General features: G+C 46.4%; 24 protein-coding genes. 7 read left to right on the top strand and 17 right to left on the bottom strand.

Going from position 1 to position 23,899, the window contains the following annotated elements:
- Positions 1-5: 5 nt before the first annotated feature.
- Positions 6-1,025 (top strand): hydrolase, encoded by a 1,020-nt coding sequence (locus CA267_RS08585; RefSeq protein WP_075607869.1) that lies wholly within the window; start codon positions 6-8, stop codon positions 1,023-1,025.
- 27 nt (positions 1,026-1,052) lie between these two features.
- A complete protein-coding gene (locus tag CA267_RS08580; RefSeq protein WP_075607870.1) occupies positions 1,053-1,265 on the top strand; it encodes a YheU family protein in 213 nt (70 codons plus the stop codon).
- A 37-nt stretch (positions 1,266-1,302) separates the two neighbouring features.
- Here the strand turns inward: CA267_RS08580 and CA267_RS08575 are convergent, their stop codons facing one another.
- Positions 1,303-2,517 (bottom strand): glycosyltransferase 61 family protein, encoded by a 1,215-nt coding sequence (locus tag CA267_RS08575; protein WP_075607871.1) that lies wholly within the window; start codon positions 2,515-2,517, stop codon positions 1,303-1,305.
- A gap of 254 nt (positions 2,518-2,771) precedes the next feature.
- Positions 2,772-3,320: a porin family protein gene (locus CA267_RS08570; RefSeq protein WP_075607872.1), complete on the bottom strand. Its 549-nt coding sequence runs from the start codon at positions 3,318-3,320 to the stop codon at positions 2,772-2,774.
- 446 nt (positions 3,321-3,766) lie between these two features.
- Between CA267_RS08570 and CA267_RS08565 the strand changes: the two genes are divergently transcribed.
- Both CA267_RS08565 and mdoH read left to right on the top strand, forming a co-directional pair.
- On the top strand, positions 3,767-5,404 hold the full coding sequence (locus CA267_RS08565) for a glucan biosynthesis protein (RefSeq protein ID WP_075607873.1): 1,638 nt from the start codon (positions 3,767-3,769) through the stop codon (positions 5,402-5,404).
- Positions 5,385-7,352, top strand: coding sequence for a glucans biosynthesis glucosyltransferase MdoH (mdoH, locus tag CA267_RS08560; RefSeq protein ID WP_075607874.1), 1,968 nt, complete (start codon positions 5,385-5,387; stop codon positions 7,350-7,352). The genes CA267_RS08565 and mdoH overlap by 20 nt, the downstream gene beginning before the upstream one ends.
- A gap of 81 nt (positions 7,353-7,433) precedes the next feature.
- Here mdoH and CA267_RS08555 read toward each other — a convergent pair whose 3' ends face one another.
- The 3 genes from CA267_RS08555 to nudE are packed head-to-tail and all read right to left on the bottom strand — an operon-like array spanning position 7,434 to position 9,402.
- The gene (locus tag CA267_RS08555; protein WP_075607875.1) at positions 7,434-8,003 is read right to left on the bottom strand and encodes a YceI family protein; all 570 of its coding nucleotides are present in this window, start codon (positions 8,001-8,003) and stop codon (positions 7,434-7,436) included.
- Between the two features lie 4 nt (positions 8,004-8,007).
- The gene (gene cysQ, locus CA267_RS08550) at positions 8,008-8,835 is read right to left on the bottom strand and encodes a 3'(2'),5'-bisphosphate nucleotidase CysQ (protein WP_075607876.1); all 828 of its coding nucleotides are present in this window, start codon (positions 8,833-8,835) and stop codon (positions 8,008-8,010) included.
- Positions 8,836-8,838: 3 nt separating this feature from the next.
- Positions 8,839-9,402, bottom strand: coding sequence for an ADP compounds hydrolase NudE (gene nudE, locus CA267_RS08545; RefSeq protein ID WP_075607877.1), 564 nt, complete (start codon positions 9,400-9,402; stop codon positions 8,839-8,841).
- 70 nt (positions 9,403-9,472) lie between these two features.
- Between nudE and yrfG the strand changes: the two genes are divergently transcribed.
- From yrfG to CA267_RS08530, 3 genes are all read left to right on the top strand, one after another.
- Positions 9,473-10,162 (top strand): GMP/IMP nucleotidase, encoded by a 690-nt coding sequence (gene yrfG, locus CA267_RS08540; RefSeq protein ID WP_075609928.1) that lies wholly within the window; start codon positions 9,473-9,475, stop codon positions 10,160-10,162.
- Between the two features lies 1 nt (position 10,163).
- Positions 10,164-10,706, top strand: coding sequence for an inosine/xanthosine triphosphatase (gene yjjX / locus CA267_RS08535; RefSeq protein ID WP_075607878.1), 543 nt, complete (start codon positions 10,164-10,166; stop codon positions 10,704-10,706).
- Positions 10,707-11,110: 404 nt separating this feature from the next.
- A complete protein-coding gene (locus tag CA267_RS08530) occupies positions 11,111-12,487 on the top strand; it encodes an NAD-dependent succinate-semialdehyde dehydrogenase (RefSeq protein ID WP_075607879.1) in 1,377 nt (458 codons plus the stop codon).
- A 108-nt stretch (positions 12,488-12,595) separates the two neighbouring features.
- Here the strand turns inward: CA267_RS08530 and wrbA are convergent, their stop codons facing one another.
- The 12 genes from wrbA to gspD all read right to left on the bottom strand — a co-directional run bounded on the left by wrbA (position 12,596) and on the right by gspD (position 23,888).
- Positions 12,596-13,198: an NAD(P)H:quinone oxidoreductase gene (gene wrbA / locus CA267_RS08525; RefSeq protein ID WP_075607880.1), complete on the bottom strand. Its 603-nt coding sequence runs from the start codon at positions 13,196-13,198 to the stop codon at positions 12,596-12,598.
- A 301-nt stretch (positions 13,199-13,499) separates the two neighbouring features.
- Positions 13,500-14,255, bottom strand: a complete 756-nt coding sequence (locus CA267_RS08520; RefSeq protein ID WP_075607881.1) for a type II secretion system protein N — start codon at positions 14,253-14,255, stop codon at positions 13,500-13,502.
- Positions 14,252-14,731, bottom strand: coding sequence for a type II secretion system protein GspM (gspM, locus tag CA267_RS08515; RefSeq protein ID WP_075607882.1), 480 nt, complete (start codon positions 14,729-14,731; stop codon positions 14,252-14,254). Before gspM ends, CA267_RS08520 begins: the two co-directional genes overlap by 4 nt.
- Positions 14,728-15,927, bottom strand: coding sequence for a type II secretion system protein GspL (gene gspL, locus CA267_RS08510; RefSeq protein WP_075607883.1), 1,200 nt, complete (start codon positions 15,925-15,927; stop codon positions 14,728-14,730). Before gspL ends, gspM begins: the two co-directional genes overlap by 4 nt.
- Entirely contained in the window at positions 15,927-16,910 is a 984-nt protein-coding gene (gene gspK, locus CA267_RS08505; protein ID WP_075607884.1) for a type II secretion system minor pseudopilin GspK, read from the bottom strand. The genes gspL and gspK overlap by 1 nt, the downstream gene beginning before the upstream one ends.
- Entirely contained in the window at positions 16,907-17,542 is a 636-nt protein-coding gene (gspJ, locus tag CA267_RS08500) for a type II secretion system minor pseudopilin GspJ (RefSeq protein ID WP_075607885.1), read from the bottom strand. The genes gspK and gspJ overlap by 4 nt, the downstream gene beginning before the upstream one ends.
- Positions 17,542-17,943 carry a type II secretion system minor pseudopilin GspI gene (gspI, locus tag CA267_RS08495; RefSeq protein ID WP_075607886.1) on the bottom strand — a complete coding sequence of 134 codons (402 nt, stop codon included), beginning with the start codon at positions 17,941-17,943 and terminating at the stop codon, positions 17,542-17,544. Before gspI ends, gspJ begins: the two co-directional genes overlap by 1 nt.
- Entirely contained in the window at positions 17,940-18,575 is a 636-nt protein-coding gene (gene gspH / locus CA267_RS08490) for a type II secretion system minor pseudopilin GspH (RefSeq protein ID WP_075607887.1), read from the bottom strand. Before gspH ends, gspI begins: the two co-directional genes overlap by 4 nt.
- Positions 18,576-18,595: 20 nt before the next feature.
- Complete coding sequence (gspG, locus tag CA267_RS08485) at positions 18,596-19,033, bottom strand: type II secretion system major pseudopilin GspG (RefSeq protein ID WP_075607888.1); 438 nt, start codon at positions 19,031-19,033, stop codon at positions 18,596-18,598.
- Positions 19,033-20,253, bottom strand: a complete 1,221-nt coding sequence (gspF, locus tag CA267_RS08480; RefSeq protein WP_075607889.1) for a type II secretion system inner membrane protein GspF — start codon at positions 20,251-20,253, stop codon at positions 19,033-19,035. Before gspF ends, gspG begins: the two co-directional genes overlap by 1 nt.
- Complete coding sequence (gene gspE / locus CA267_RS08475) at positions 20,254-21,828, bottom strand: type II secretion system ATPase GspE (protein WP_075607890.1); 1,575 nt, start codon at positions 21,826-21,828, stop codon at positions 20,254-20,256.
- 2 nt (positions 21,829-21,830) lie between these two features.
- Complete coding sequence (gene gspD / locus CA267_RS08470; RefSeq protein ID WP_083638249.1) at positions 21,831-23,888, bottom strand: type II secretion system secretin GspD; 2,058 nt, start codon at positions 23,886-23,888, stop codon at positions 21,831-21,833.
- Positions 23,889-23,899 lie beyond the last annotated feature (11 nt).

Raw genomic sequence — 23,899 nt, 5'->3', positions numbered from 1 at the left:
TCAGCATGAATCGTAAAAATCTTTCCCATGGAAAAATCATTAAAAGTGATTTTTCCGCGCCGCGGTGGGCGCGTAACCGTCATGTACAAACAATTTGGCCGCGGTTTTTACAACGACGATTGCCGTTGCGTTTCTCTATGGAACGCTTGACGCTGCCCGATGGCGATTTTGTTGATCTTGCGTGGGGGCCGAGACCGAAAAAAATGACGGGAATTGTGGCGCTTTTTCATGGGCTGGAAGGCAGTATTCGATCCCACTACGCCAACGACATTATGGCTACGTTAAGCATTAACGGATGGCAAGTGGTAATGATGCATTACCGAGGGTGTAGCGGCGAACCTAACCGTCTGGCGCGCGCGTACCATTCTGGCGAAACCGGCGATCCTGCCTTTTTTCTAGATACCCTTTCCGCCCGCTTTCCCACTATACCCAAAGTCGCCTTAGGCTTTTCACTAGGCGGCAATATGCTACTTAAGCTATTGGGCGAGAATCCTGCTCAGCAATGGTTGCAAGGCGCGATAGCCGTTTCTGCTCCCCTGAAGCTGGCAGAGTGCTCACAGAGCATAAACCACGGGTTTTCCCGCATTTACCAGAAGTATCTGTTACGCAGTATGAAATCTACGCTTAAGCAGAAAATGAAGTATATCAATTACCATGAGCTTATCTCGCTAACGCCGGATGATGTCGATGCAATCCACAGCTTCAGAGCGTTTGATGAAAAAGTGACGGCTCCCTTGCATGGTTTTGCCGATGCGCAGGATTACTATGAAAAATGCAGCGCCTACCATTTTCTAAGCGCAATTCATTGCCCTACGTTGTTACTTCACAGCGTTGATGATCCCTTTATGAACCATTTAGTGATTCCAAAGGAAACCGAATTGGCGCGCGCTGTCACAGTGGAAATAAGTGATCGCGGCGGCCATGTCGGGTTTATGCAGGGAAATCCACTAAATCCAACCGTTTGGCTGCAACAGCGGGTTAAGCGTTTTGTTGAACAATATTTGCCGACATGTGTGAACGCCTAACCTATTATTTCCCTTAGAGAACGCCCTATGATTATCCCGATTAACTCGCTGGAAGAAGACACCCTACATAGTATTGCAGAATCATTTGTGCTGCGCGAAGGTACGGATTATGGCGAGGAAGAATTAAGCTTTGAGAAAAAAGTAGAGCAGGTGCTAACAAGCTTAAAATCCGGCGAGTCAGTTTTAGTCTACTCCGAATTACATGAAACAGTTGATATCAGGAAACGGGATCAGATGTAGTCGAAATCGCCGTATTTCAGTTTACATTAAGTAGCGGTTAGAGCCATTTGTGCGCCGCTTCTTTGAAACCCTTGATAGCTTGTTGTTGCTGAATTGGAAAACGCTTATTTGGCTTCTGATAATGATTGAAATAGCTCAGAACATCCTCGCAACTTTGCGTTTCAAAGAGTTTTAGATCAAAATCTGAAACGTCAGATTCCATAATGTGCTCAAAGAAAGAATTTAATTCTTTAGGGGCAAGCACACTAATCGCACTGCCATGGGCTGGACGGCCATCTGAGGCTAAAAACAAAGAAGGTAAAGTCGTCGCTTTAGAAAAAAAGCTTAGTTTTTCTACCCGATCCTCCAGTATAGGTTTAAAGACTTTTGGACTTAAAGGGCGCCGATTAATAACATACACGTTCGCCGCCAGTTTCCCCAGCAACTCCAGCATATGAATACCGCCGCCCTCGGCAAAAATAATAGTATCTGCTGATTTATAAAAGCGTAACTGGTCTAGCAGACTGTGATTCTCAGGGCGGAGGATGTGGTAGCCTTTGTTAGATAGAAAAGATTCTATGTAAGCTTCGCCTGCAAAAGCACCGCGATATCGAAAGGCTTGGCGAGAGACGTAGAGTTTTTTCGGAAGATTCTCATCTGTTTGGACATTACTATTTTTTTCGCAGCGGCTTAAAAAATCCAGATAAGGAGCCTTGATAGGCTCTATGGGACGAAAGTAAGAAGCTTGTTCAGGAACGGCCAGGTTCTCCACAATAACGTTCTTATATTGAAGTAGAATTTTCTTCTCGGGAATGCCTAAATAGTTAAATGTATCACGTATATACGGGGGCAATGATCGGTATGTTCGATTATGAAACCAACGTCTATTCTGTATTCCAGGCTGTAATATTACCGCATCAATTCCAGTCTTTTGCGTTTTTGTAATATATTCGTAAGCCCAGCATCTGTGGATACTTTCTGCTAAAAAATGTCCAAAAGGGATAATAAGTGGCCCCCCATAGAGGAAGTTTCCTTTTAGCTTTTTCTTTGGCGATTTTTGTTCTTTTAGATGACCGGTATCTGTTGCTATTTCTAGTGTTCGAACCGCTTTATTAACACCCATTCCACGCCACTGATGCGCCCATTGGGGCAAGTTAGGGTGAGAAATTCCCGCGCGAATGCAGTTTGGGTTTGAGCCCTTCTCCTGACGATAAACTAAAGCATCTTGTAAAGTGGTTATACGTGCAGAGGGAGAAAAAGAGGTTTCAAGCATAACATTCCTTGTATTTTCGCTAAATTTTGTTGTGGATAGCCTAAAGGTGCTTCGAATAAAATAACAAATCTTCTGACTTTTCTACGCCAGCGGAATATGTAAGATTTTTGCACGGAAGAATAGAGCGCACAACTGGAACGGTGAGATAACAGAAACTTTGAGGAATAGAAAAGGCGGCAACGTCCTTTATTAGCATCAAACTTGGTCTTTGGCCGCCTTTAAACTTAGTGTAACTGAAATAAGTACGAAAAAACTTAAAATGCGTACCTGGCAGTCACTTGGGTGATATCAGCGTCATCAAGCTTTTCGTAACTGGCGCCGATGGCCCACTGGGGCGTGAAATAATAATTGGCACCCACTTTTACTGTCACATCGCCTTCATCTACATCGTAATAGCCGATCTCTCCAGCCAGTTCAACCTGGTCGGTGACTCTTGAACGGATGCCCGCATTCACGCTGTAACCATTTTCGTCGTCGAAATCTGAATCAATACGCTCGTAATTAGCGCCAACGTAGGCATCAGTCATGGCATTAATTCGCATCCGGTAACCAGCGCCCAGGCTTAACATGTCGATATCAATGCTATGATCTTCAAAAAAACTGTAGTCGCCGCTTAAATAAATATTATTTTTAAGCATATATTTACCGCCAATAGTAGCGCCATCAGGATCAAAACCGCCTGCGTTATCAATGTCCAGCGCTGTGTAACCGCCTTCCACGTACTGCCAATCTGGGGAATCTGCAAGTGCAGAAAAAGAGAGAGCGCCGGTTATTAACGTTGCCATTAAAGAAAATTTACGCATTAGAACTCCTTAGGTATTGCGTTAGATAATTATTCAGAAAAAGTATTGAGATGAATAATTTTAATGAATTTAGTTATAAGCAATTTACTTGCCAGGAGATTTACGTACAAGTTTAGACTCTGTTTACGCAACCTAACTGACTGTAAACCATCGCTTTATAATTTTTAGAAGAATATTGACGCAATAATGCAGAAGTGTTGAATGGTAAAAAATTTCCAGTGTATGTTGTTTTTACTCTTTACCGGCGTCGCTTAAAAACAACAGTTATTTTGTAGGTATTTGATTTTAATAACATTGTAGATCTAGCTCGTAGTCAGCCAGCGAGAAAGGCGTGTAGTTAACTGCTTGAAATTGAAAAATAAATTAATAAAGGCTCCGTGGTCGAAAATGGATGGATCATCTTTTGCAAACTCAAAAGCTGAATCATTGAATGGAGTAAAATTTACATGCTAGTGAAAGCGAAGCAACAACGAGATACAGGCTCGATTTTAGCGGTATTAAGCTCAGTTTTTTCCCCCTTGAGCCGTATTCTGTCTTCATCTGCATGTTTATGTATGGCAATGAACCTTTGGGTTACGCAAGTCGATGCGGCGCAGGTGAGCAAGGATAACATTCCTTCGAACAAACCCATTTTGGAGTCTGTGATTGCAGATGCCAAAGCCTCTGCAAAAAAGCAGTATAACGAGAATGACCATGGCTTAGACGAAAAATTGAAGAAAATGGATTATCAGCAGTACCGGGCAATTCGTTTTGAAGCAGATAAAAGCTTGTGGCGGGGTAAAAATGATTATGAGATTCAGTTTTTTCACCCGGGCTTTCTCTACCAACAGCCAGTTACGGTAGTAACAGTAGATCGCAGTAATAAAGAGAAAACGGTCCCCTTTGACAGTTCAATGTTTCGCTATGACAAAAATGCAGAACAATTTGCAGGATTGACCGATAAGAAATCAGGGTTCGCAGGGTTTCGTGTGCATTACCCGCTGAAGTCCGGGGAATACAAAGATGAATTCGCAGTATTTCTTGGCGCTTCTTATTTCCGCCTTGTGGGTAAAAATCAGGTTTATGGATTGTCAGCACGAGGACTTGCTATCGATACGGCCTTACCCAAGGGAGAAGAGTTCCCGCATTTCACCAAGTTTTGGCTTATCGAGCCTGCTAAAGGCGGACCTATTACTCTCTATGCGCGATTAGAAAGTCCGTCTGTCGCCGGCGCTTATGAATTTATTATCGACCCCGGCGTCAATACTGAAATGAAAGTAAGATCCTGGCTATTTGCCCGCCAGGATATTGAGAAGTTAGGAATAGCGCCGTTTACCAGCATGTTTTTATACGGTGAAAACACCGAGCGGTCTCATGATGATTACCGCCCGGAAGTCCACGACAGTGACGGCATGATGATGATCAATCAGGAAGGCGAACAGGTCTGGCGCGTACTCACTAATCCTGCACGGTTACAAATTACATCACTGGGCGCGACGGCACCTAAAGGTTTTGGAATGATGCAGCGGGATAATAATTTTGAAAATTATCTTGATGCCGAAGCCAACTATCATTTGCGTCCCAGTTTTTGGGTGACGCCCCAAGATGGTTTCGAAAAAGGTCGACTCGAGCTGGTTGAAATACCTACAGATTCCGAAATTCATGACAACATCGCCGCTTATTGGGTGCCTGAGGAAGCCATGACTGCAGGACAGGGCCGCTACTTTCGGTACACCTTAAAAACGGTAGAGCAAAGCCCTCATAAAAAACTGAGTATTGCGACAGTTTTGCGGACTAGACAAGGTGCGAGCCAGTTACCTGGCTTTGAATCTACTAACGAGAAATCTGTACGTCGTTTTATCGTAGATTTTGCGCTACCTAAAGGAGCAGAATCAAATCCCGATAACCTAAATTTGATTTTGGAAGCCTCTAACGGTGCCGTTGACCAAGCGCGGCTTCAGCCTGTTAACGGCGGCAAAGAACTCCGCGCTACCTTTCTTCTTACACCGGCAAGCTCTAATCCTGTGGATATGCGGTTGTTTATAAACACCAAGCAAGACGAAAAAATTAGTGAGGTTTGGAATTATGTCTACCAACCGGAATAAGAATCACGTTGATCCTATTGCTAAATCATCGGTAGCAACAAAAACGAATAATCTGACAGCTGTAGGAAAACGCAGCCGTCTGGTGGTTATGGCGTTGCTAGTTTTGCCTTCAACAGCATTGGCATGCTGGAGCCTGTTTGAGATTTTCCGTCCAAATGGATTAACCGAGTTAGAAATTGCTCAGCTTTGCTTAAGTATGCTGCTGTTTCTATGGCTGACGATGGCGTTTTGGACAGCCGTTATCGGTTTTATTTTTCAGCTGTTCCATATTGACCCACTAAGTTTGCGTCGACAGCTACGGAAAACTGACGCGGCAGCTCCTGTCCGTAACCGCCATGCTATCGTGATGCCTGTCTATAATGAAGATACCAAACGTATTATGGTGGGTTTTCAAGCATGTGTAAAAGAAATCATGCGGTCGCCCCACGCAGATAAATTCGATTTTTTCATGCTTAGTGATACTCGCGACGAGAGCATGATTAAAGCAGAACTCTGCGCCTGGCAGCGGATGCAGAAACGCTTAGGAAGTTTTTCAGATCGCATTTTTTATCGCCGTCGTGAAGTCAACACCGGCCGCAAAGTCGGGAATATTACAGACTTTTGCCAGCGCTGGGGTGCTAACTATGAATCTATGATAGTCCTGGATGCAGACAGTGTAATGTCGGGCGAGCGGATGTTGGATTTGACCCGACGTATTGAAGAAAACCCTGACGTTGCTCTTATTCAAACTATTCCTATGCCAGTGCGACAAGATACCTTTTTTGGGCGTTTTGTTCAGTTTGCTGCGCATCTTTACAGCCCAATGCTGGCCACAGGGCTTTCATTTTGGCAAACGGACAGCGCCAATTATTGGGGGCATAACGCCATTATTCGAATCGAACCCTTCATGCAACACTGTGGCCTGCCTACGTTAGAAGGCCGGGCGCCGTTTGGCGGTGATATTCTCAGTCATGATTTTGTCGAAGCCGCTTTATTACGCCGTTCCGGCTGGCAATGTTATTTGCTGACGGATACTGACGGTAGTTATGAAGAAGTACCAAGTAATGTCGTTGATTATGCTATTCGTGATCGGCGCTGGGTACAGGGAAATATTCAGCATCTGGGGTTGTTGGGGGTTAAAGGTCTTAAAACCACGAATCGTATGCACTTTAGCTTTGGCGCGTTCGCCTATATGTCTTCACTCGTCCTCTTTGTGATGCTAATGCTCGGCACCACCGATGCGCTAATTCGCGCCACTACCATTCCGCAATTTTTTACGTCTGATTACCAGTTGTTTCCAACATGGCAAATAGCCAAGCAAGACATGATGGTTGCAACGTTATGGGGAACAGCTGCGCTTCTGTTTTTACCCAAGGTATTGGGGCTTTTACTCGCGATGATCCAACGCCGTAAAGAATTCGGCGGATTTTTCAGCCTATTGTTTAGCGGAATTGTAGAACTCTTTATGGCTGTACTCATTGCGCCCATTATGATGTTTTACCATAGTTATTTCGTGTTGAGCGTATTCGTAGGGCACCAGGTAAACTGGGATGCTCAGGAACGGGAAGGGCGAATGGTGCCCTGGGGGGTGGCTTTCAGTCATACTCAAATAATGAGTATTATTGCCGTAGCCTGGGGAGTCACTACTTGGTACTACACACCCACACTGTTTTTATGGTTACTTCCGGTTTTAACCGGTATGGTTTTAGCTGCGCCAGTGATCCGCTTAACAAGCAGTACTACTTTGGGTAAGGCGAGCCGCAAAATTGGTATTTTCGTTATCCATGAAGAAGTCAGAGAATGTCATGCTCTAAAACGGGTACGCGCAGGTATGAAACATTATATTTCGCCTAACTATGACCCTAAAATTCCGGCATTACCTGCTGAAAACTGGCAAAAGATGCACGAGCAGCAGTTGCACAAAAAGCCTTTACCTATGCGGGCTGCCATCAGATCTGTGAACTCATAGACAGACTCTCTTCGCTGCAATTGTAGATATAAAAATACCGAGCTAGGACTCGGTATTTTTATTTAAGGTAACGGCAGAAAGCTACTGCGTAAATGTCACCGAAAATGTTACCGGTACAGTAAAAGTAATACTGTTAAGCGATGCGATAGCTTGCAACGTCTCTAACCCTTCTTTCAACTTAAAGCTTTCAGCACTAATAAGGGTTGGTGTTACAGTCGTTACCACCATTTCGTTGTCGTTTACTTTACTTGCTATGACATCAAAAGTGACAGGCGCTTTTACACCATGCAAATCCATAGTGCCTTCTACGCTGCCCTGAATAGTGTCACCTGCTTTTAGTGACAACATATCCTGGGGTACATCAGCGGTGAAGGTGGCCTCGGCAAATTTAGCGACTTCAAACACTTTTTCTTCCAAACGAGTGTCGCGGATATCAATAGCGGTATCTACTGAACTAAGCGGGACTTTTACCGTCAGTTTACCTTCGTCTGACAGCTCTCCCGACAACGCTTTAAAACTATGGATTTCGGTGACCTGAGCGTTTTTAGTAGACATAAAATGTAAACGGGAAGCGTCTTCATCCAAGTGCCATGCTGCAGATGCCGGTAATGCCAAACAAGCCGACAAGGCAAGCAAGCTTTGCTTCATCATATTATTATTCCTTTTTATAGTGAACGATATCATTCCAAGGCACCCGCTGATCACCCATAACAACGAAGTCAGGGTTCTCCAGCGAGTGACGCTGATTATAAGTAAGGGGTTCGAAATTTGCGGCAAGTATTTTTCCGCCAGCTTCTGTCACTATGCATTGGGATGCACCGGTATCCCATTCCCCGGTGATACCGATACGCATAAATACATCAGCTTTGCCTTCGGCGATAAAGCAGGACTTCAGCGAGCAACTACCCAGCGGTAAAGTTTGATAAACTCGCTTGGCTGATAGCCGAGACATAATTTTTTCACGGGACTGACGGCGGCTGATAGCTATCATGACCACACTTTGATGTGGATCATCCAGCTTACGGACTCGTATCTGTTTATGTTCATCGGGACAATCTTTAAATGCACCATTGCCCTTGCTGGCATAGTACAACGACTGGCCAGTGGGCCAAAAAATTACGCCTATAGCGGGTTCATTATTAACAATAAGAGCCACGTTTACTGCGAAATCGCCACTTCTGGCAATAAATTCCTGCGTACCATCAATGGGATCAATTAACCAGTAACAAGGCCACTTCTTACGTTCTTCAAGACTGGCATGCTTAGTTTCTTCTGACAAAATCGGGATATCGGGAGTGGCCTTTTTCAGGCGCTCGTTGATAATATCGTTGGCAAGGTAATCAGCGCTGGTGACAGGAGAATTATCATCTTTTTGATAACTGTTGTATTCGCCATTGTCGTAAATCGTCAACACTGCTCTGCCTGCTTCTACCGCAACCTCTTTGGCAAGTTCCAGCAAACGCTGGATATCAATATCTGGCATTCGTTATTGCTCCTTTAACCACTTCTGAGCTAAAAATAAGGCCGCTACACAACGTGCTTCGATAAAATCTTCTCTGGCAAGTAGCTTGTCAGCCTCAGAAAGCGGCCATTTCACCACCTCAAGTGGTTCGGGTTCATCGCCGGGTAACGACTGAGGATACAGATCCCGTGCCATAACAATGGTCATGTCTGAATTAAAAAAAGTGGGAGCCATGCTGACGGTATGAATTTCATGAAGCTCTTTGGCTCCAAAGCCTGCTTCTTCCTGTAATTCACGATTTGCAGCAGTAAGAACGCTTTCACCCGGATCAATCAATCCTTTAGGAAAGCCTAACTGGTAAGTATGGGTGCCTGCGGCATATTCACGTATCAGTACCATGGTGTCGTCGTTCAGTAAGGGCACAATCATAACTGCCCCACGATTGTGACCAGCCATTCTTTCGAATTGTCGCGTAGCACCATTTGAGAATTCCAAATCCAGCCTTTCAACTTTAAACAAGCGGCTTTGCGCAACTATCTCGCGGTGGTGAATGAGCGGTAAGGTTTTGGCGGGATCTATTTTACTCATGTTTATCAGTTACAACTTTCGTTATCATGACTTCCAGTGTTAAAGCTTAATGTATTATAAGGAAAAGCGCTTGCCATTTCTGCCCTGGGATAAAATCGATACGGTTCTGCTGGATATGGACGGAACTCTATTAGATTTACACTTCGACAATCACTTCTGGATCCATCACATACCAAAAAAACTCGCCGAACGATCAGGTAAGCCGCTGGAGATTTGTCGGGCTGAAATGCTTGCCCACTATGACAGGATAATGGGACAAATTGAATGGTATTGTCTGGATTATTGGGCAAAAACGTTAGACATGGATATTGTTGCGGCGAAACGCGAAATTGAGCATCTTATTGCCATGCGTGATGACACTATACCTTTTCTCAACGCGCTAAAGGAAAGCGGGCGTGAGGTGGTGCTGGTGACTAATGCTCATCCAGCCAGCTTATCGCTGAAAGTGGAACATACTAAACTTGATTCTCATATTGATACGTTAATCTCGACTCATGAATTTGGGGTAACGAAAGAATCACAATCGTTGTGGCAACAATTGCAGCAAAGGCTGCAATTTAATCCAGATCGCACTTTATTCGTAGATGATAGCCTGGTAATTCTGGAGTCGGCCAAGCGTTTTGGGATCGCCCATTTGCTTGCGGTGAATAATCCCGACAGTCAGCAAGCCATAAAAAACATTACTCAGTTTCCTGCGGTTAACGATTATCGAACGATGCTGGACGACATTCGTCAGTTTCCGGTTGGCAGAGGGAATTAATATGACAGTGTGTATTGTAGGCTCCACCAATCCGGTAAAAATTGGTGCCGCGCAGGCTGCATTAGCGAAGTCATTAGATATACCGGCGCTTACTGCGCAAGGCATAGGCGTTGCCAGCGGAGTATCTGAACAACCGATGACGGAAACTGAGACTCGCACAGGTGCAGTCAATCGCGTGAATGCTTTACTTACAATGGCTAGCGAAGAGTCGAAATCCAGCGACTGGTTTGTTGCCATAGAAGGTGGAGTAGAGCGTTTTAGCCACGGTCCTGCCACGTTTGCGTATGTCGCCATTTATCATCAATCCACCTGGTCTATCGGTCGAAGCGCTAACTTGCCGCTACCCTTTAAGATATACCAGGCGCTGATGGAAGGAGAAGAATTGGGGCCAGTGATGGATAACATATTCGAGACAGAAAATATTAAGCAAAAAGGCGGTGCAATTGGACTGCTCACTAAAAATCTCGCTACCCGCCAAAGTGTTTATGAGCTTGCGCTGACACTTGCCATGGCAAAGTTTAATTTTCCACAGTTGTATTTGTGACCTGGATTCAGGCCTGAGTTAGCACACATCACTGCGGATTAGTAGAAATAGCTGTTCATAAATGTGCTACACGTGAAAAGGCAAGAAGGGTACATCTTGCAGAAAGAAGAGTTTAAACGTGCTCTGAATGGTGTCCCTATCATAGCTAGGAAAAGTTATTTAGCGCAAACTCGCAGAGACAGGAAGCTCACGACTTTATCTTCTGCTTTACCACACGCATTTTGCCTCCTGAACACCATGAAAATATTCTGAACGATAAGTAAATTTTCTATTATGCCATTGGTTAAACGGCAGCGAATAAGTACGCGCATCGCCTTGGGGCGCGCCTGAGCGTGTGTTTTCTAAGCTGGTCTTAATGTTGCACCCTACTTAGTACTTTTTATAATAATCAGGAAATGGTTACCATGTCACAATCCGTTAAGACAATTAATCCTGCAACTGAAGAAGAAGTGAAGTCTTATACGTTGCTTTCCCAGCATGAAGCAGAAACTGCGGTAGATAAAGCCCATGAAAGTTTTCTTAGTTGGAGAAAAACGTCATTTTCAGAGCGCGCCAAATTATTTCATGCTCTGGCCGATTTAATTGAATCTCGCAGTGAAGACATTATTAAGCTTATGACCACCGAAATGGGAAAGGTTGCGGCGCAGGGCAAGCAAGAAGTTGACCTTTGTGCAGCGATTTGCCGTTATACCGCTGATAATGCTGAGGAGGTGTTAAAGGACGAAAACCGCGTTTACGAAGATGGCAGCGCAATCATTACTTACCAACCTGTAGGTGTAATTCTAGGTATTCAACCCTGGAATTTCCCACTTTATCAGGTAATCCGCTACAGCGCCTCAAACTTAATGGCAGGGAATACCACGGTCTTAAAACACGCAGAAAATGTTTTTGGAATGGCTGAACTAATTCAGCAATTATATGAAGAGGCGGGGTTTCCTGAAAATACGTATCAATCCCTAATTATTGACGGCGAGACGGCAAGCGCTCTGATTAAACATGAGAAAATACGCGGCGTGACCTTTACCGGGAGCGATAAAACAGGGAAGAAAGTGGCGAAAGAAGCATCCAGTCTGGCGAAAAAAACCGTTATGGAGCTAGGCAGTAACGATGCCTATATTGTTTTAGAAGATGCTGACATTGAACAGGCAGTTAAGGCCTGCGTACAGGGGCGCATTGTCAATAACGGTGAAACCTGCGTATCAGCAAAGCGGTTTATCATTGTTGATGCAGTCTATGATAAATTCAGAGACGCATTTTTAGACGCGTTTAAAAACCTGAAGATGGGCGATCCTACACAAGAAGATACTGATCTTGGGCCAATTGCGCGTCGCGATTTGCGGGACAGCCTACATGAGCAGGTAAAAAAATCAGTAGACGCTGGTGCTACCTGTAGTCTCGGCGGAACAATTCCAGACATGAAAGGATTTTATTACCCGCTGACAATTTTAGAAAATGTCGAACCTGGCATGCCCGCTTACGATGACGAGCTGTTTGGTCCGGTGGCGTCTTTTATTCGCGTTTCCGATGATCGCGAAGCAATGCAAGTAGCCAATGATTCCCGCTACGGTCTGGGCGGTGGCATTTTCTCAGCCAATAAGGATAAGGCTATTAAACTAGCGCGTGAAGAATTTGATACGGGTATGGTGAATATTAACGGATACACGCTTGCACAGCCAAATTTACCCTTTGGAGGCGTGAAAGACAGTGGTTATGGCCGTGAACATGGCGGTTTTGGCATGCGCGAATTTGTAAATGCTAAAACAATTTTTATTGCGAATTAGTTCTTGGTATTAATGACAGCTACCCGTCTCATCTTGAGACGGGCAGCTAGAAGGCAGTGAAAAAAGCAGTTTTTAAAAAACACTTCGGCCAGTTGCGCCTTTTATCAATCAGCTACGGCAATGTCTGGCGGTAATGGTGGCAACGTGCTTACCCTGATATCTCGCTGCACCCAGCTCGTTTTCAGTAGGCTGTCTTGATCCATCACTGTCAGCGATAGTGGTGGCACCATAGGGAGTCCCACCAGAAACTTCATTCACATCCAGTAATCCTTTGTAGGAATAGGGCAAACCGACAACTACCATTCCCAAATGCATAAGCATTGTTATATTGGACATTAACGTGGTTTCCTGCCCCCCATGCTGGCTTGCTGTTGAGGAAAAAGTAGAGCCTATTTTTCCTTCCAGTGCTCCTCTTTGCCATAATCCGCCGGTTTGATCCCAAAAGGCAGCCATTTGAGAAGCCATGTGTCCATAGCGCGTACCTACTCCCACAATAATAGCATCGTAATCGGCTATCTCTTCGACACTAGCAATGGGCGCAGCTTGATCGGTTTTAAATCCTGCATTTTTAACGACATCAGCAGGTGCGGTTTCCGGAACTCGTTTTACATCAACTTGCGCGCCGGTCTCTCTTGCGCCTTCGGCAACGGCATGAGCCATCTTTTCAATATGTCCATAGGATGAATAATAAAGCACTAATATTTTAGGCATTCCTTTCTCCTCAAGGGTTGTGTCAGGACTTCAGTTTATTTCGGCCATGTGGTGAGCTGTGCGTATTAGCAATATCTTGAATAGCAGGGGGCTTAAAATTTTCCACATAACAATACAGGTAGTCGAGATAACTACGGTTACCAGAGGAAGACAGATTGCCGGTAAGGCAAATGAACGCAGTGAGTGAACAGAGACAGTGAAGGTAATACGGTTTAGTACAAGGCAGTTCCAAAGACATCTTCTAAAAAGACTGCCTTTGGAACAGCATTTAATACTGATCACGCATCAACGTGGATTAGTATTAAAGCTCGAAGCGGATATATCCACTCGCATTCGGCTTTCCAAAAAATTGCGCGGCTTGATGTACTTCTTCTGGCAAGCTATCGTCAGGTTTAAATTGTCCGGAGACGGAGAAATTTTCAAAACCGGCACTTACTGTGGCATCCATGGAGAGGCCCAGCATATTGGGTTCTTCAACAGTAACGCCAATACCATTGCCTTCACAACGAAGCTTGGCGGAATAACTGCCGAAATCAATGGGTCCCTGCGTTCCCGCTACCGTGGCGTTAAGCCAATCACCGGTTCCGATTAGACGAGAACAATCCGGGCCATATTCGAGTTCCTCTAACCGCACCCGGAATCGTCCCCCAGCGTTCACTGGCAACGGCAGCGGCACCTGGGATAAAACCCGGTCGACAGGAAGAAACAGCAAGAATCCGTCAGCTTCTATTTTGTCTGTATTGAACAAATTTACGCTGACCGGTCCTTCAAAGGCTACAGTGTCTGCTTGACGTAAATTACCGCCTCGAACGTGCGCAGCTAACTCGCCAACCAGTAAGTGTAATGGCTGCACGTCCCAACTGACATTGGAAACTTCTATGCCCTGAACTAGTACTTGCTGTGCCTTACCGTTCCAAATAGTGCCTGAAACGCCATACATTTGAACATTTTCCGGCAAGGTTAATCGCCCGACTATCTGGTTGGCGGGCAAATACGCGATCAGGAAAGTTAAAAAAATCAATATGCCTGCGGCTATCCAACCTAAACGAAACTTCATGATTTTCCTAACTGTAAACGGCGAACTTCTATGTGACCAGAAGCGTTGGCTGCACTAATATCAGCCTGCAGAATAACAATGCCCATACTTTCCAGTGCCTGTAGCCAGCTCAGAACATCGTTAAATGGCGCTTGATCAATCCACACCTGAATTTCTTCCCCCTGCGGCTGCATTCGGGAAACCGCAATATTATATCGATTTGTCGTGCTGCTTACTGCTTGCGGCAGTGATCCGGTAAAGCGGGTTGTTCCCGTAGCAGAGCGCTGAAGTTGTTGGGCTCTGGTGGTGCGTTCCTGCACCCAGCTAAGAAGGTTCTGTTGGCTTTCCAGGCGTATCTGCGCGCGCTCAACACTGGCGGTAAGGGGCGCCCAAATTAACCAGTAAAACATGGCAATAACAACAAAGACGCCAGAAATCAGAACCAGATACTGCTCACGCTCTGTTAAAGCACGGTACTTTTCCCATAGCGCTTTCATGATTCGCTCCTGATTGCGACGCTGCCAATCACCATATTGTCACGGTTATTGATAGCACCTTGTTCAACAATGAAGCCCGCGCTTTCTGCCTGCTTACGAAATTGCTCCAGAGCTTCGAAGTTTTTGCCCATGGCTTGCATGCGTATTTCAGTGCGATTGGAGTCGAAACGCAGGGTTTGCGGACGAACATCGGAACTGGCAAAAGCTTGTGCTAGCTGGTCTAGCATTATCAGCATTGAAACCTTACCGCCACCGTTCTCAAGCCGCGCCAGTTCCGACTGTACTTTTTTGCGAACATCACGGTATACGCCAATGTCTGGAAATCCGGCTTCCACTGTTTGATTGATTTGTACGCTGAGCTTCTCGTTTTGTTCCGAAAGTTGATACAGCGTAACGCTTTTATCAATCAGGCTGGTGGCAAGGGCGACAACGGCAAGAATAGCAGCAAGTCGCCACTGGTACCCATAACCAGTTCGCTTGCGCTTGATTTTGTAGTTCCCTTGCAGCAGGTTGAATTTAGATGCAATGGCTTCTTTGGCGAGCACATGCAAGGGCAACTCAAGGGGAACCTGGGCCTGCTCAACTTGAGCGATGTCATGCAAGGGAAGATCGGAATAATTTACTACATTTACTGGCGTTTCCTGATTCCTGAGCCGATGACGGAATGCCGGTATCATCCAGTCGGCTTCACCTTGCAAACCTTTCCACTCATCTTCGCGCATAAGCATCTGATCACCGATAGTCAACACCGACCAACCGTCAGGATTTTGCGGCACAGCCAGCACGTCCGGAAGCAGAGTATCGCAGAACAAGCCCGCATCTTTTAACCAATTTTGCCACGCTTGCATTTGCGCACGAGACACTATCGCCACCGCCTGCTGGTCACCCTGACGAGGGCCAAGAGCAAAAAACTGGGTTGAGACATCCTGCGCCAGTTCATCTTCCAGCATAAAAGGAATGGCGGACAACACCTTGCGGCCCGCGCGCGGAGGCAGCGTTACCCATTTGAGTAAAATATCGCTGCCAGGCGCCAACGCAATGATTGGCCGCTGGCCGGCTCTTTCCGCCAGAGTAGATAACTGATCTGCATCGGCCAACACACCAGAAGCAATAATTTCCTCTTCTGTACTGGACCATACCAGCCAATGTATGGCGTCACCGGAGCCTGAACCAAGACGAACCAGAAGTTGTTCCATTACTCTACTCCTCCAAACTCACGTCTTAACACCTTAACTTCTTTCTCGCCCTGCACATGCAGTACGCTGGTAAGGGAAAACGAGGCTTTATTGTAGCGGGTTTTGGTATGCAAAATAAAATATTCTGAGGTGATGGTAAACCATTTACGGCGGGTTTCATCCAAATCCATCGCTGCCAGCACCGGCTCATTTAAGAAATCATTTACGTCATCCCATCCTTCTTGCGGACGGCTACTAATCAAGCTTTTTGCCTGCTGTAACGATAGGCCGGTCGCGCCAGCTAAAACAGCGGCACGTTCTTCAGTTAGCGTATTGACGTTGATAGCAAGGCTATCTACATCAGGAATAACGCATATCAGAGGCAGAATATCATTAATCCAGCTGGCTTCCACACCGTTTACCAGTCGAATTTCCGATTGTGAAGACATCAGATTATTGGCCGCAAGATACGGAAATTCGCGGGATTCATATTCGCTATCCTCCGCGCCATAAGGCCGCATGCTATCGTCGCTATCAAGCCAATCAGCCAGGCTGTCTCTTACGGTATCGGCAGTGTAGCTGTTTATTTCAAAGCCGCTGGACAGCAGCATATGGTGAAACGCCTCCATTGGCTCTGAAGCCTGCTGCTGGTTTTTGTTGTTATTTTGTTCCGCCAGTGCGTTAAGGTTAAAACAGCTTTGCATATCTTCAAGCCTGGCCTGAATGCCGCCCCCTTCAATGGGGTAGGTGAACGCCTTTGCCCAAGGCTGATCGATAGAGATTTTATCGCCAGTCTCTTCCATTAATGTAGTTACCGATTTTCTGGCAAATGCTTCTGCGCCCATGGCATACCAGTATGCCTGGTTGCTGTCTTTGATATTCATGGTGCGCTGAATTTGCAACTGCAGACGAGTGCCCATTTGGGTCGCCAGTACAGTAACCAGAGCAACAATCATCAGCACAATTAACAATGCGACACCGCGCTGTGAACCGAACGGTGTCATAGTGCTGTTCCACCTAATGAAAACTCGCGACGAATACGACCAAAGTCCTCAGTTTCAATCTCAAACGCTACCGCTTTGGGCAGTGCGGCACCGGTGTAACTTTCTCGCCAGTCCAGCTCGTCCTCATCGGTATTTTGCTGGGCAGCTGTTTCGGCTAAGAACTCCACTTGAAAGTCAGTGACGTTTTCCAGCAATACGCGAACTTTCGGTTCAAAGCCGATCACATTGTCCACATAGTTGCTGTAAAGCCGTTCCAGTTTATTTTCTTTTAACCGATAACCCACAAATTGCTGAGTACTGCGCGGCAGCATAAGCTGTGGGTTATTCCAACCGCTGCGAACAAAACCAATGCTATCACCGTCGCTATCGTCCAGTTGTCCCCCTCGCATTACTACATCGGTGCGTTCACCGTTTAGACGCGCCGCCCGCGGAACAGCTTGCAGAATATCCCGTTCAATAGTTGTCATCGCGCGTTGTAACTGCTGCAATTTATCGAAGCGGGATTCAGATAGCTCGTTGCTGTCAATAACTGTGGTCAACAAACCTGTAGATGCTAGCCCAATCAGAGTAAAAATAGACATGGCAATGAGAATTTCAAGCAGCGTAAAGCCACGGGCAGGAATGCCTTGCATCAGCCGCCACCAACTGCTTGGGCTGGCTTTGCGACAAACGTTGTAACCGTTGTTAAGCTACCGCTATATGTCTGGTCAAGGCTCACTTGAATGTCGACAGCGCGTAAGTCATTGTCGTTGGTTTTCTTTACCGTTTGCAGCCAGTACCAGGTGCGATCCGCCATTTCCATGCTGCCTTTCAGGTTATTCTTTGGTGGCCACACGCCAGCGAGCTTTAACTGGTTTATACGGTTATCAGCGACCCAAGTGGCAAAGGTAATTTCTTCTATCTGACCGACGCTGCTCAAATGCTCTGACGCTGCTTTCATTACCGCTGTTCCGGTAACCGCAAATATTAATAGGGCCACCATAACTTCCAGTAGCGTCATACCTGTTTGATGACTGCGCCGTTTTGGTATCATTCAAGCTGCTCCAGCGGCCCTTCTAGCTGCAGCGGCGGCATATCTTCATTGCTAAGAATAAAATACGCTGGAACATCGTTGCCAAATCCAGGTTCATAGTTAAATGTCAGCGTGAAAGGCGTAATTTCGCCGCTGGACATAATAAGAACCTGCGGTGGCGGCAGGCGCTTTTCTTCCTCACCAATTTTGACATCAACGTCATCAAGACCAAAAGACTCATCAAAGATCCTCCGATCGAAAAGCTGGTCTTCGGTGTTCCAGGGCAAATCGTCGAGGTTCAGGGTCATAGTGAAGGGGTCGGGCAGCGTGTAATCCTGATAAATCTTCTCTTCACTTATCCTCTGCCATTTATCTTCATCATCAAGATAGCTAAAGAAATACCGATTTTCTTCCGGTTCAATGTGAAGCCCAAGCTCCATCTGGTTCAGCACAGCGTAGTCGCTGGCCATGTCTACCAAAACCTGCAACCGCGTTGCTTGTTCTTTTAGCCTATCGGATTCGCTGGCACCAAATGCGTTAAATACAACATAGCTTGCTGCCATACCCATGAGCAGCAGCACCAGCATGACTTCCAACAGAGTAAAGCCACTGTTGCGACTGCGCAAAAAGGAAGACGAGCGGGTGATTGTCATACACGGCAATAAAGTATGGGTTAGTTCAAATATTCGTTGATATTCCAGTTACCAATATCATCATCAGTGCCTGGTTCCATGTCCGGACCATTGGAAAAAATGTCCACAGCGCCTAACTCGCCAGGGCTGATAAGCGTATAAGGATTGCCCCAGGGATCTTCAGGAAGACGTTTAATAAAACCACCTTCTGGATAATTACGTGGAAGGGGTTCAATAGTTGGTGCGCTCACCAAAGCTTCAAGACCTTGTTCCGTGGTAGGAAAGCGGTTATTACGCAGTTTATACATTTCCATGGCGCTTTCCATTTGTTGAATATCCACCGCCGCTTTCTTCAACTGTGCACTTTCCTGATTTCCCAGTATGGAGGGAGCGACCATAGAAGCCATTATGCCTATGATCAACAGAACTACCATTACTTCAATCAACGTGAAACCGGAAGTGCGAGTTAATGTTTTCATTAAATATTCACCATATTGTTCAATGCTAAAATAGGTTGCAAGATGGCCATTACAATAAACAGCACAATTGCCGCCATTGTTACGATCAACATTGGCTCAAAGACTTTGAGTGAGACCCCAATTAGCGCCTCAAATTCCCTGTCCTGATTATCTGCCGCTCTGCCGAGCATCTGTTGAAGCTCACCAGATTTTTCCCCCGAGGCAATCATGTGCATCATCATAGGAGGGAACATCTTGGTTTTATCCAACGCCGCCCGCAGACTACTCCCTTCTTTGACATTCAGGGTTGCAGCGGAAATCTGATTTTTCATGTGCTGGTTTTCCAGTACATCGCTGGAAATTCGCATGGCTTCCAGCAAAGGCACTGCACTTGACGTTAATATACTTAACGTGCGGGCAAAACGCGACGTGTTTAACCCCCGGGAGACTTTTCCAATCAATGGCAGTTTAAGGATAAACTGATGATATTTCAGCTTCATAGCAGGTTGCTGCACCAGTCGCTGAAAAATAATTATCAACAACACCAGTGCCACAAACAGAAATATTCCATAATTTTGCAGCCACTCGCTAATGGTAATCAACAATTGGGTAATAGCCGGTAAATCCTGCCCCATATGATCAAATTGACCCACAATTTTTGGCACCACTACTGTCAGTAGCAGTAGCACGATACCAATAGCGAAAAACATCATCAACGAAGGGTAAATCATAGCTTGAATGATTTGACTGCGGGTTTGCTGGCGACGCTCGGTGTAATCAGCCAGGCGGTTGAGTACGGTATCGAGGTGACCTGATTTTTCGCCAGCGGCGACCATAGCGCGGTATAAATCATCAAATACGCTGGGGAATTCAGACAACGCATCAGCCAGACCGTGTCCTTCCACTACTTTGCTGCGCACCGCCATCATCATGTTCTTCTGGCGCGGCTTTTCGCTTTGTTCCGCTACTGCGAGTAACGCTTCTTCAATCGGCAGGGCTGACTCAACGAGCGTGGCTAACTGGCGCGTAAGAAGCGCTAAATCTGACGCCGAAATACGGGGTTTAAATAAGCTAAAACCTGTTTTTTTATTGCTGGTACGTTCAGCAATTTGCTCCACTTCTAACGGAATAAGACCTTGATCACGCAATTGCTGGCGGACCTGGCGGGGGTTGTCGCCCTCCAGTACGCCACTGCTGTTGCGTCCGCGGGCATTAACCGCTTTGTAGGCAAAGGCGGCCATTTAGTCCTCCCGGGTGACGCGTAAAACTTCTTCCAATGAAGTCACACCGGCTAACACTTTTTTACAGCCATCTTCGCGTATGCTGGGCGTACTCTGGCGAATATAACGTTCAATTGCTTGCTCGCCTTTGCCCTCATGCATCATGTCGCGGATGCGTTCATCAACCAGCAGGAGCTCGTGAATACCGGTTCTGCCACGATAGCCAGTTTGATTACAGGCTGCACAACCTCGAGGTGCATAAATAGTCGGTACGGCAGACATATCTGCCACTCCCAGCACTTCTGCTTCCTGTTGTGTTGGCGTATGAGTTTGTTTACATTCTGCGCAAAGCGTACGAACCAGTCTTTGTGACAGTACAGCCAATAAACTGGAAGATAACAGAAACGGCTCAATTCCCATATCTTCAAGCCGGGTGATGGCACCTGCAGCTGTGTTAGTGTGCAAAGTGGAAAGCACAAGGTGACCGGTTAAACTGGCCTGCACCGCAATTTGTGCAGTTTCGATATCGCGAATTTCGCCCACCATCACTACATCCGGGTCTTGCCGCAAAATAGCTCTCAGGCCTCTGGCAAAGGTCATCTCCACCCGAGGGTTAACCTGGGTTTGACCAATTCCCGCCAAATCGAATTCAATGGGATCTTCAACGGTAAGAATATTGCGATCTTTAGAATTAATTTCCGATAACCCTGCATACAGGGTGGTACTTTTACCCGAGCCCGTGGGTCCGGTAACCAAAATAATGCCGTGGGGTTTACGAATTAACGTCGAAAAATGTGCCCGGTTTGGCTTGGTCATGCCTAAGTCTTCGAGGTTCAGCCGAGCGTTATTTTTATCCAATAAGCGAAGTACTACTCTTTCGCCATGGCTTGAAGGCATTGTGGACACGCGAACATCCACGGCGCGACCTGCAATTCGTAATGTAATTCGGCCATCCTGGGGCACCCGTTTTTCCGCAATATCCAGCTTAGCCATAACTTTAATACGCGACACCAGCATCGAAGACAGTTTACGGTTTGGACGCAGGATCTCCCGCAGTACGCCGTCTACCCGAAACCGCACCACAAGCTGGCTTTCAAACGTTTCAATATGAATATCTGAAGCCCCTTCTTTAATGGCTTCACCGAGCATGGCATTAATCAGCTTAATAATAGGCGCATCGTCTTCGCTATCCAGCAGATCTTCCGTATCGGGAAGTTCTTCAGCCAAGGCAAATAAATCACTTTCGTTACCCAGATCTTCCATTAATTGTTTGGCAGCGGAAGAATCCCGCTGGAACGCCTGAGTGAGCAAGCTTTCAAACTGGTCGACAGGAATTTCTTTTAAAGTAAACGTTTCGCCAAAAAAGCGCCGAACTTCAGCAAACACGTGAAAGGGCGTATCCGCAGTGTAATAAAGAATGGCAGGTGTGGTATTGGTTTCAAGTAATACATGATTACGTTTGGCAAAGCCAAATCCGAGCTGACGCGGGCCGCCTTCCTGCACCAAAGGTTCTTCAAGATCTGCGGGCAGGGCGTCCAGGGCTTCTTCCTGCGCCTGCAAGGCGGCGTGCTGAAGTTGCTCGTCGTTACCAGCCATAACTACTCTTCTTCCTTCATCTTCTGCGCTTTATTTTTTTCTTGTTCTTTAATAAATTCTTCGAAAGTAGGCGGCAACGCTAACGCATCGTTCCACTCTGGCAGAGCCGGAGTATCGGTCTGCGGCATTAAGCTTACGCCTTCTTGCTGACGGCGAAGCTGCAAGGCGCGAATATAGTTGTATTTGCTATGGCTGATGGAATTGGTGGTAGCACCATCGCGAATAATGGTTGGCCGTAAAAATACCATCAGGTTACGCTTGCGCTTACTGCTGGTGGTGCTTTTAAACAAATTGCCGATGATAGGAATATCTCCCAGAATAGGCACTTTCGAGACGCTTTCCTGAACGTCTTCGTCAATCAGCCCGCCCAGCACAATGGTACCGCCGTCATCGACAATAACAGTGGTTTTAATTTGGCGTTTATTGATAGAAATATCCACGGATGTCGCTCCGCTGACGCTGGAAACTTCCTGCTCAATGGTTAACTGCACCGCATCCCCTTCATTAATCTGCGGGGTGACCTTAAGTTTGATACCGACTTCCTGACGATCTACCGTCTGAAAAGGGTTAGAGTTATTATCGCCAGTTGTGGTTCCGGTGATAATCGGCACTTCCTGACCCACAATGAAGAAAGCTTCTTCATTATCCATGGTGGTCAGATGCGGCGTAGAAAGAATATTAGAATTAGTGTCATTACTTACTGCTTGCACCACGGCGCCCCAGCCATTTTTAATAACGCCGGCAATAAGGCCATTGGCGCTGCCTAACAGGCTTGCTAAAGAAGAGTAGTCGCCTTCCTGGGTGGTCGTGATGGGCACTAGTTTTCCATCTTCGGTCGTATAAGACTCAGTTTGCGTGGTATCTTCGGCCTCTTTAATTGCTACTGCCAAAGACCCCACAGGAATGACGCCGTTATTAAATTGTGTGCCGCCACCTTCTTCTGACACCCACTGTACACCCAACGACGTCCCGTCGCCTTCATAAACCTCAGCAATAATAGCTTCCACCTGTACCTGAGCACGGCGTATATCTAACTGACGAATTACAGATTCCAGTGAACGCATCATGTCGGGCTCTGCAGTAATGACAACGGCATTGGAATCTTCGTGGGCATCAATACTGATTTCGCGATTGCTGGATGCCCTGCGCGTTGTCGTCCCATTGCCCTGGCTTTCTGCTTGAATGCTGGCCGACACCCCTTGTAGTACCTTAACCAGATCTTCGGCCTTCGCGTAATTTAAAAAGACTACCCTGGTGTTACCGCTTGTCTCCAGCTCCTGATCCATTCGCTGGATAAGACTAATAATTCGTTGCCGCGCTTTAACATCGCCGCTGACAATGACCGAATTCGTGCGATCGTCGGCCACCGCTCGCGGATCTGACTTAGCGCCAGTGGCGGCTTTGCCCTGAGATTTATTAATACTGTCAATAATCCGCACCATTTCCGATGCCGAGGCATAGCGTAGTTTTACAATTTCCACTTCCTCATCGCCCGCGCGATCCACTCGCTCAATAATTTCTACCAGGCGATTAACCACCGCCGCCCGGCCTGTCAGCATCATTACGTTGGAAGGGTCATGGCTAACCACATTGCCACCGCCCGCCTGATCGTTTAACTGGCGTAGAATGGGAGCAAGTTCGCGTACGGGAACGTTATAAACGGGTACCACGCGGGTGATCATTTCGTCGCCGTCTAGTGCTGCGCCTTCGACGACGGGAATATTAGACGTTTTGGCGTCTTTAGAACGAACAATTTTTAGAATGCCGTTCGGCATTTCGACCACAGCAAAATCATAAACCTGCAGCACGTTTAAAAAGAACTGGTAATACTGATCTTCATTGAGCATGTCATAACTGCGCACGCTAATTTTTCCGCGCACGTTAGGATCAACAATAATCGTTTTTTTGAGGTTTTTGCCGACGATATTAATGAATTCGTTGATATCGGTATCTTTAAAATTAGGCATATATTCGGCTGCCGTCACAGATGCACACAATAAAGCCGCAATGACCGCTGTGCCTATCCGAGAAAACAATGTGGGGCTAACTCGCCTCATAATCCTGTCATCCT

This window comes from Alteromonas pelagimontana, assembly GCF_002499975.2.
In the GTDB taxonomy this organism is placed as follows: domain Bacteria; phylum Pseudomonadota; class Gammaproteobacteria; order Enterobacterales; family Alteromonadaceae; genus Alteromonas; species Alteromonas pelagimontana.
This window is presented reverse-complemented; position numbering and strand designations above follow the sequence as displayed.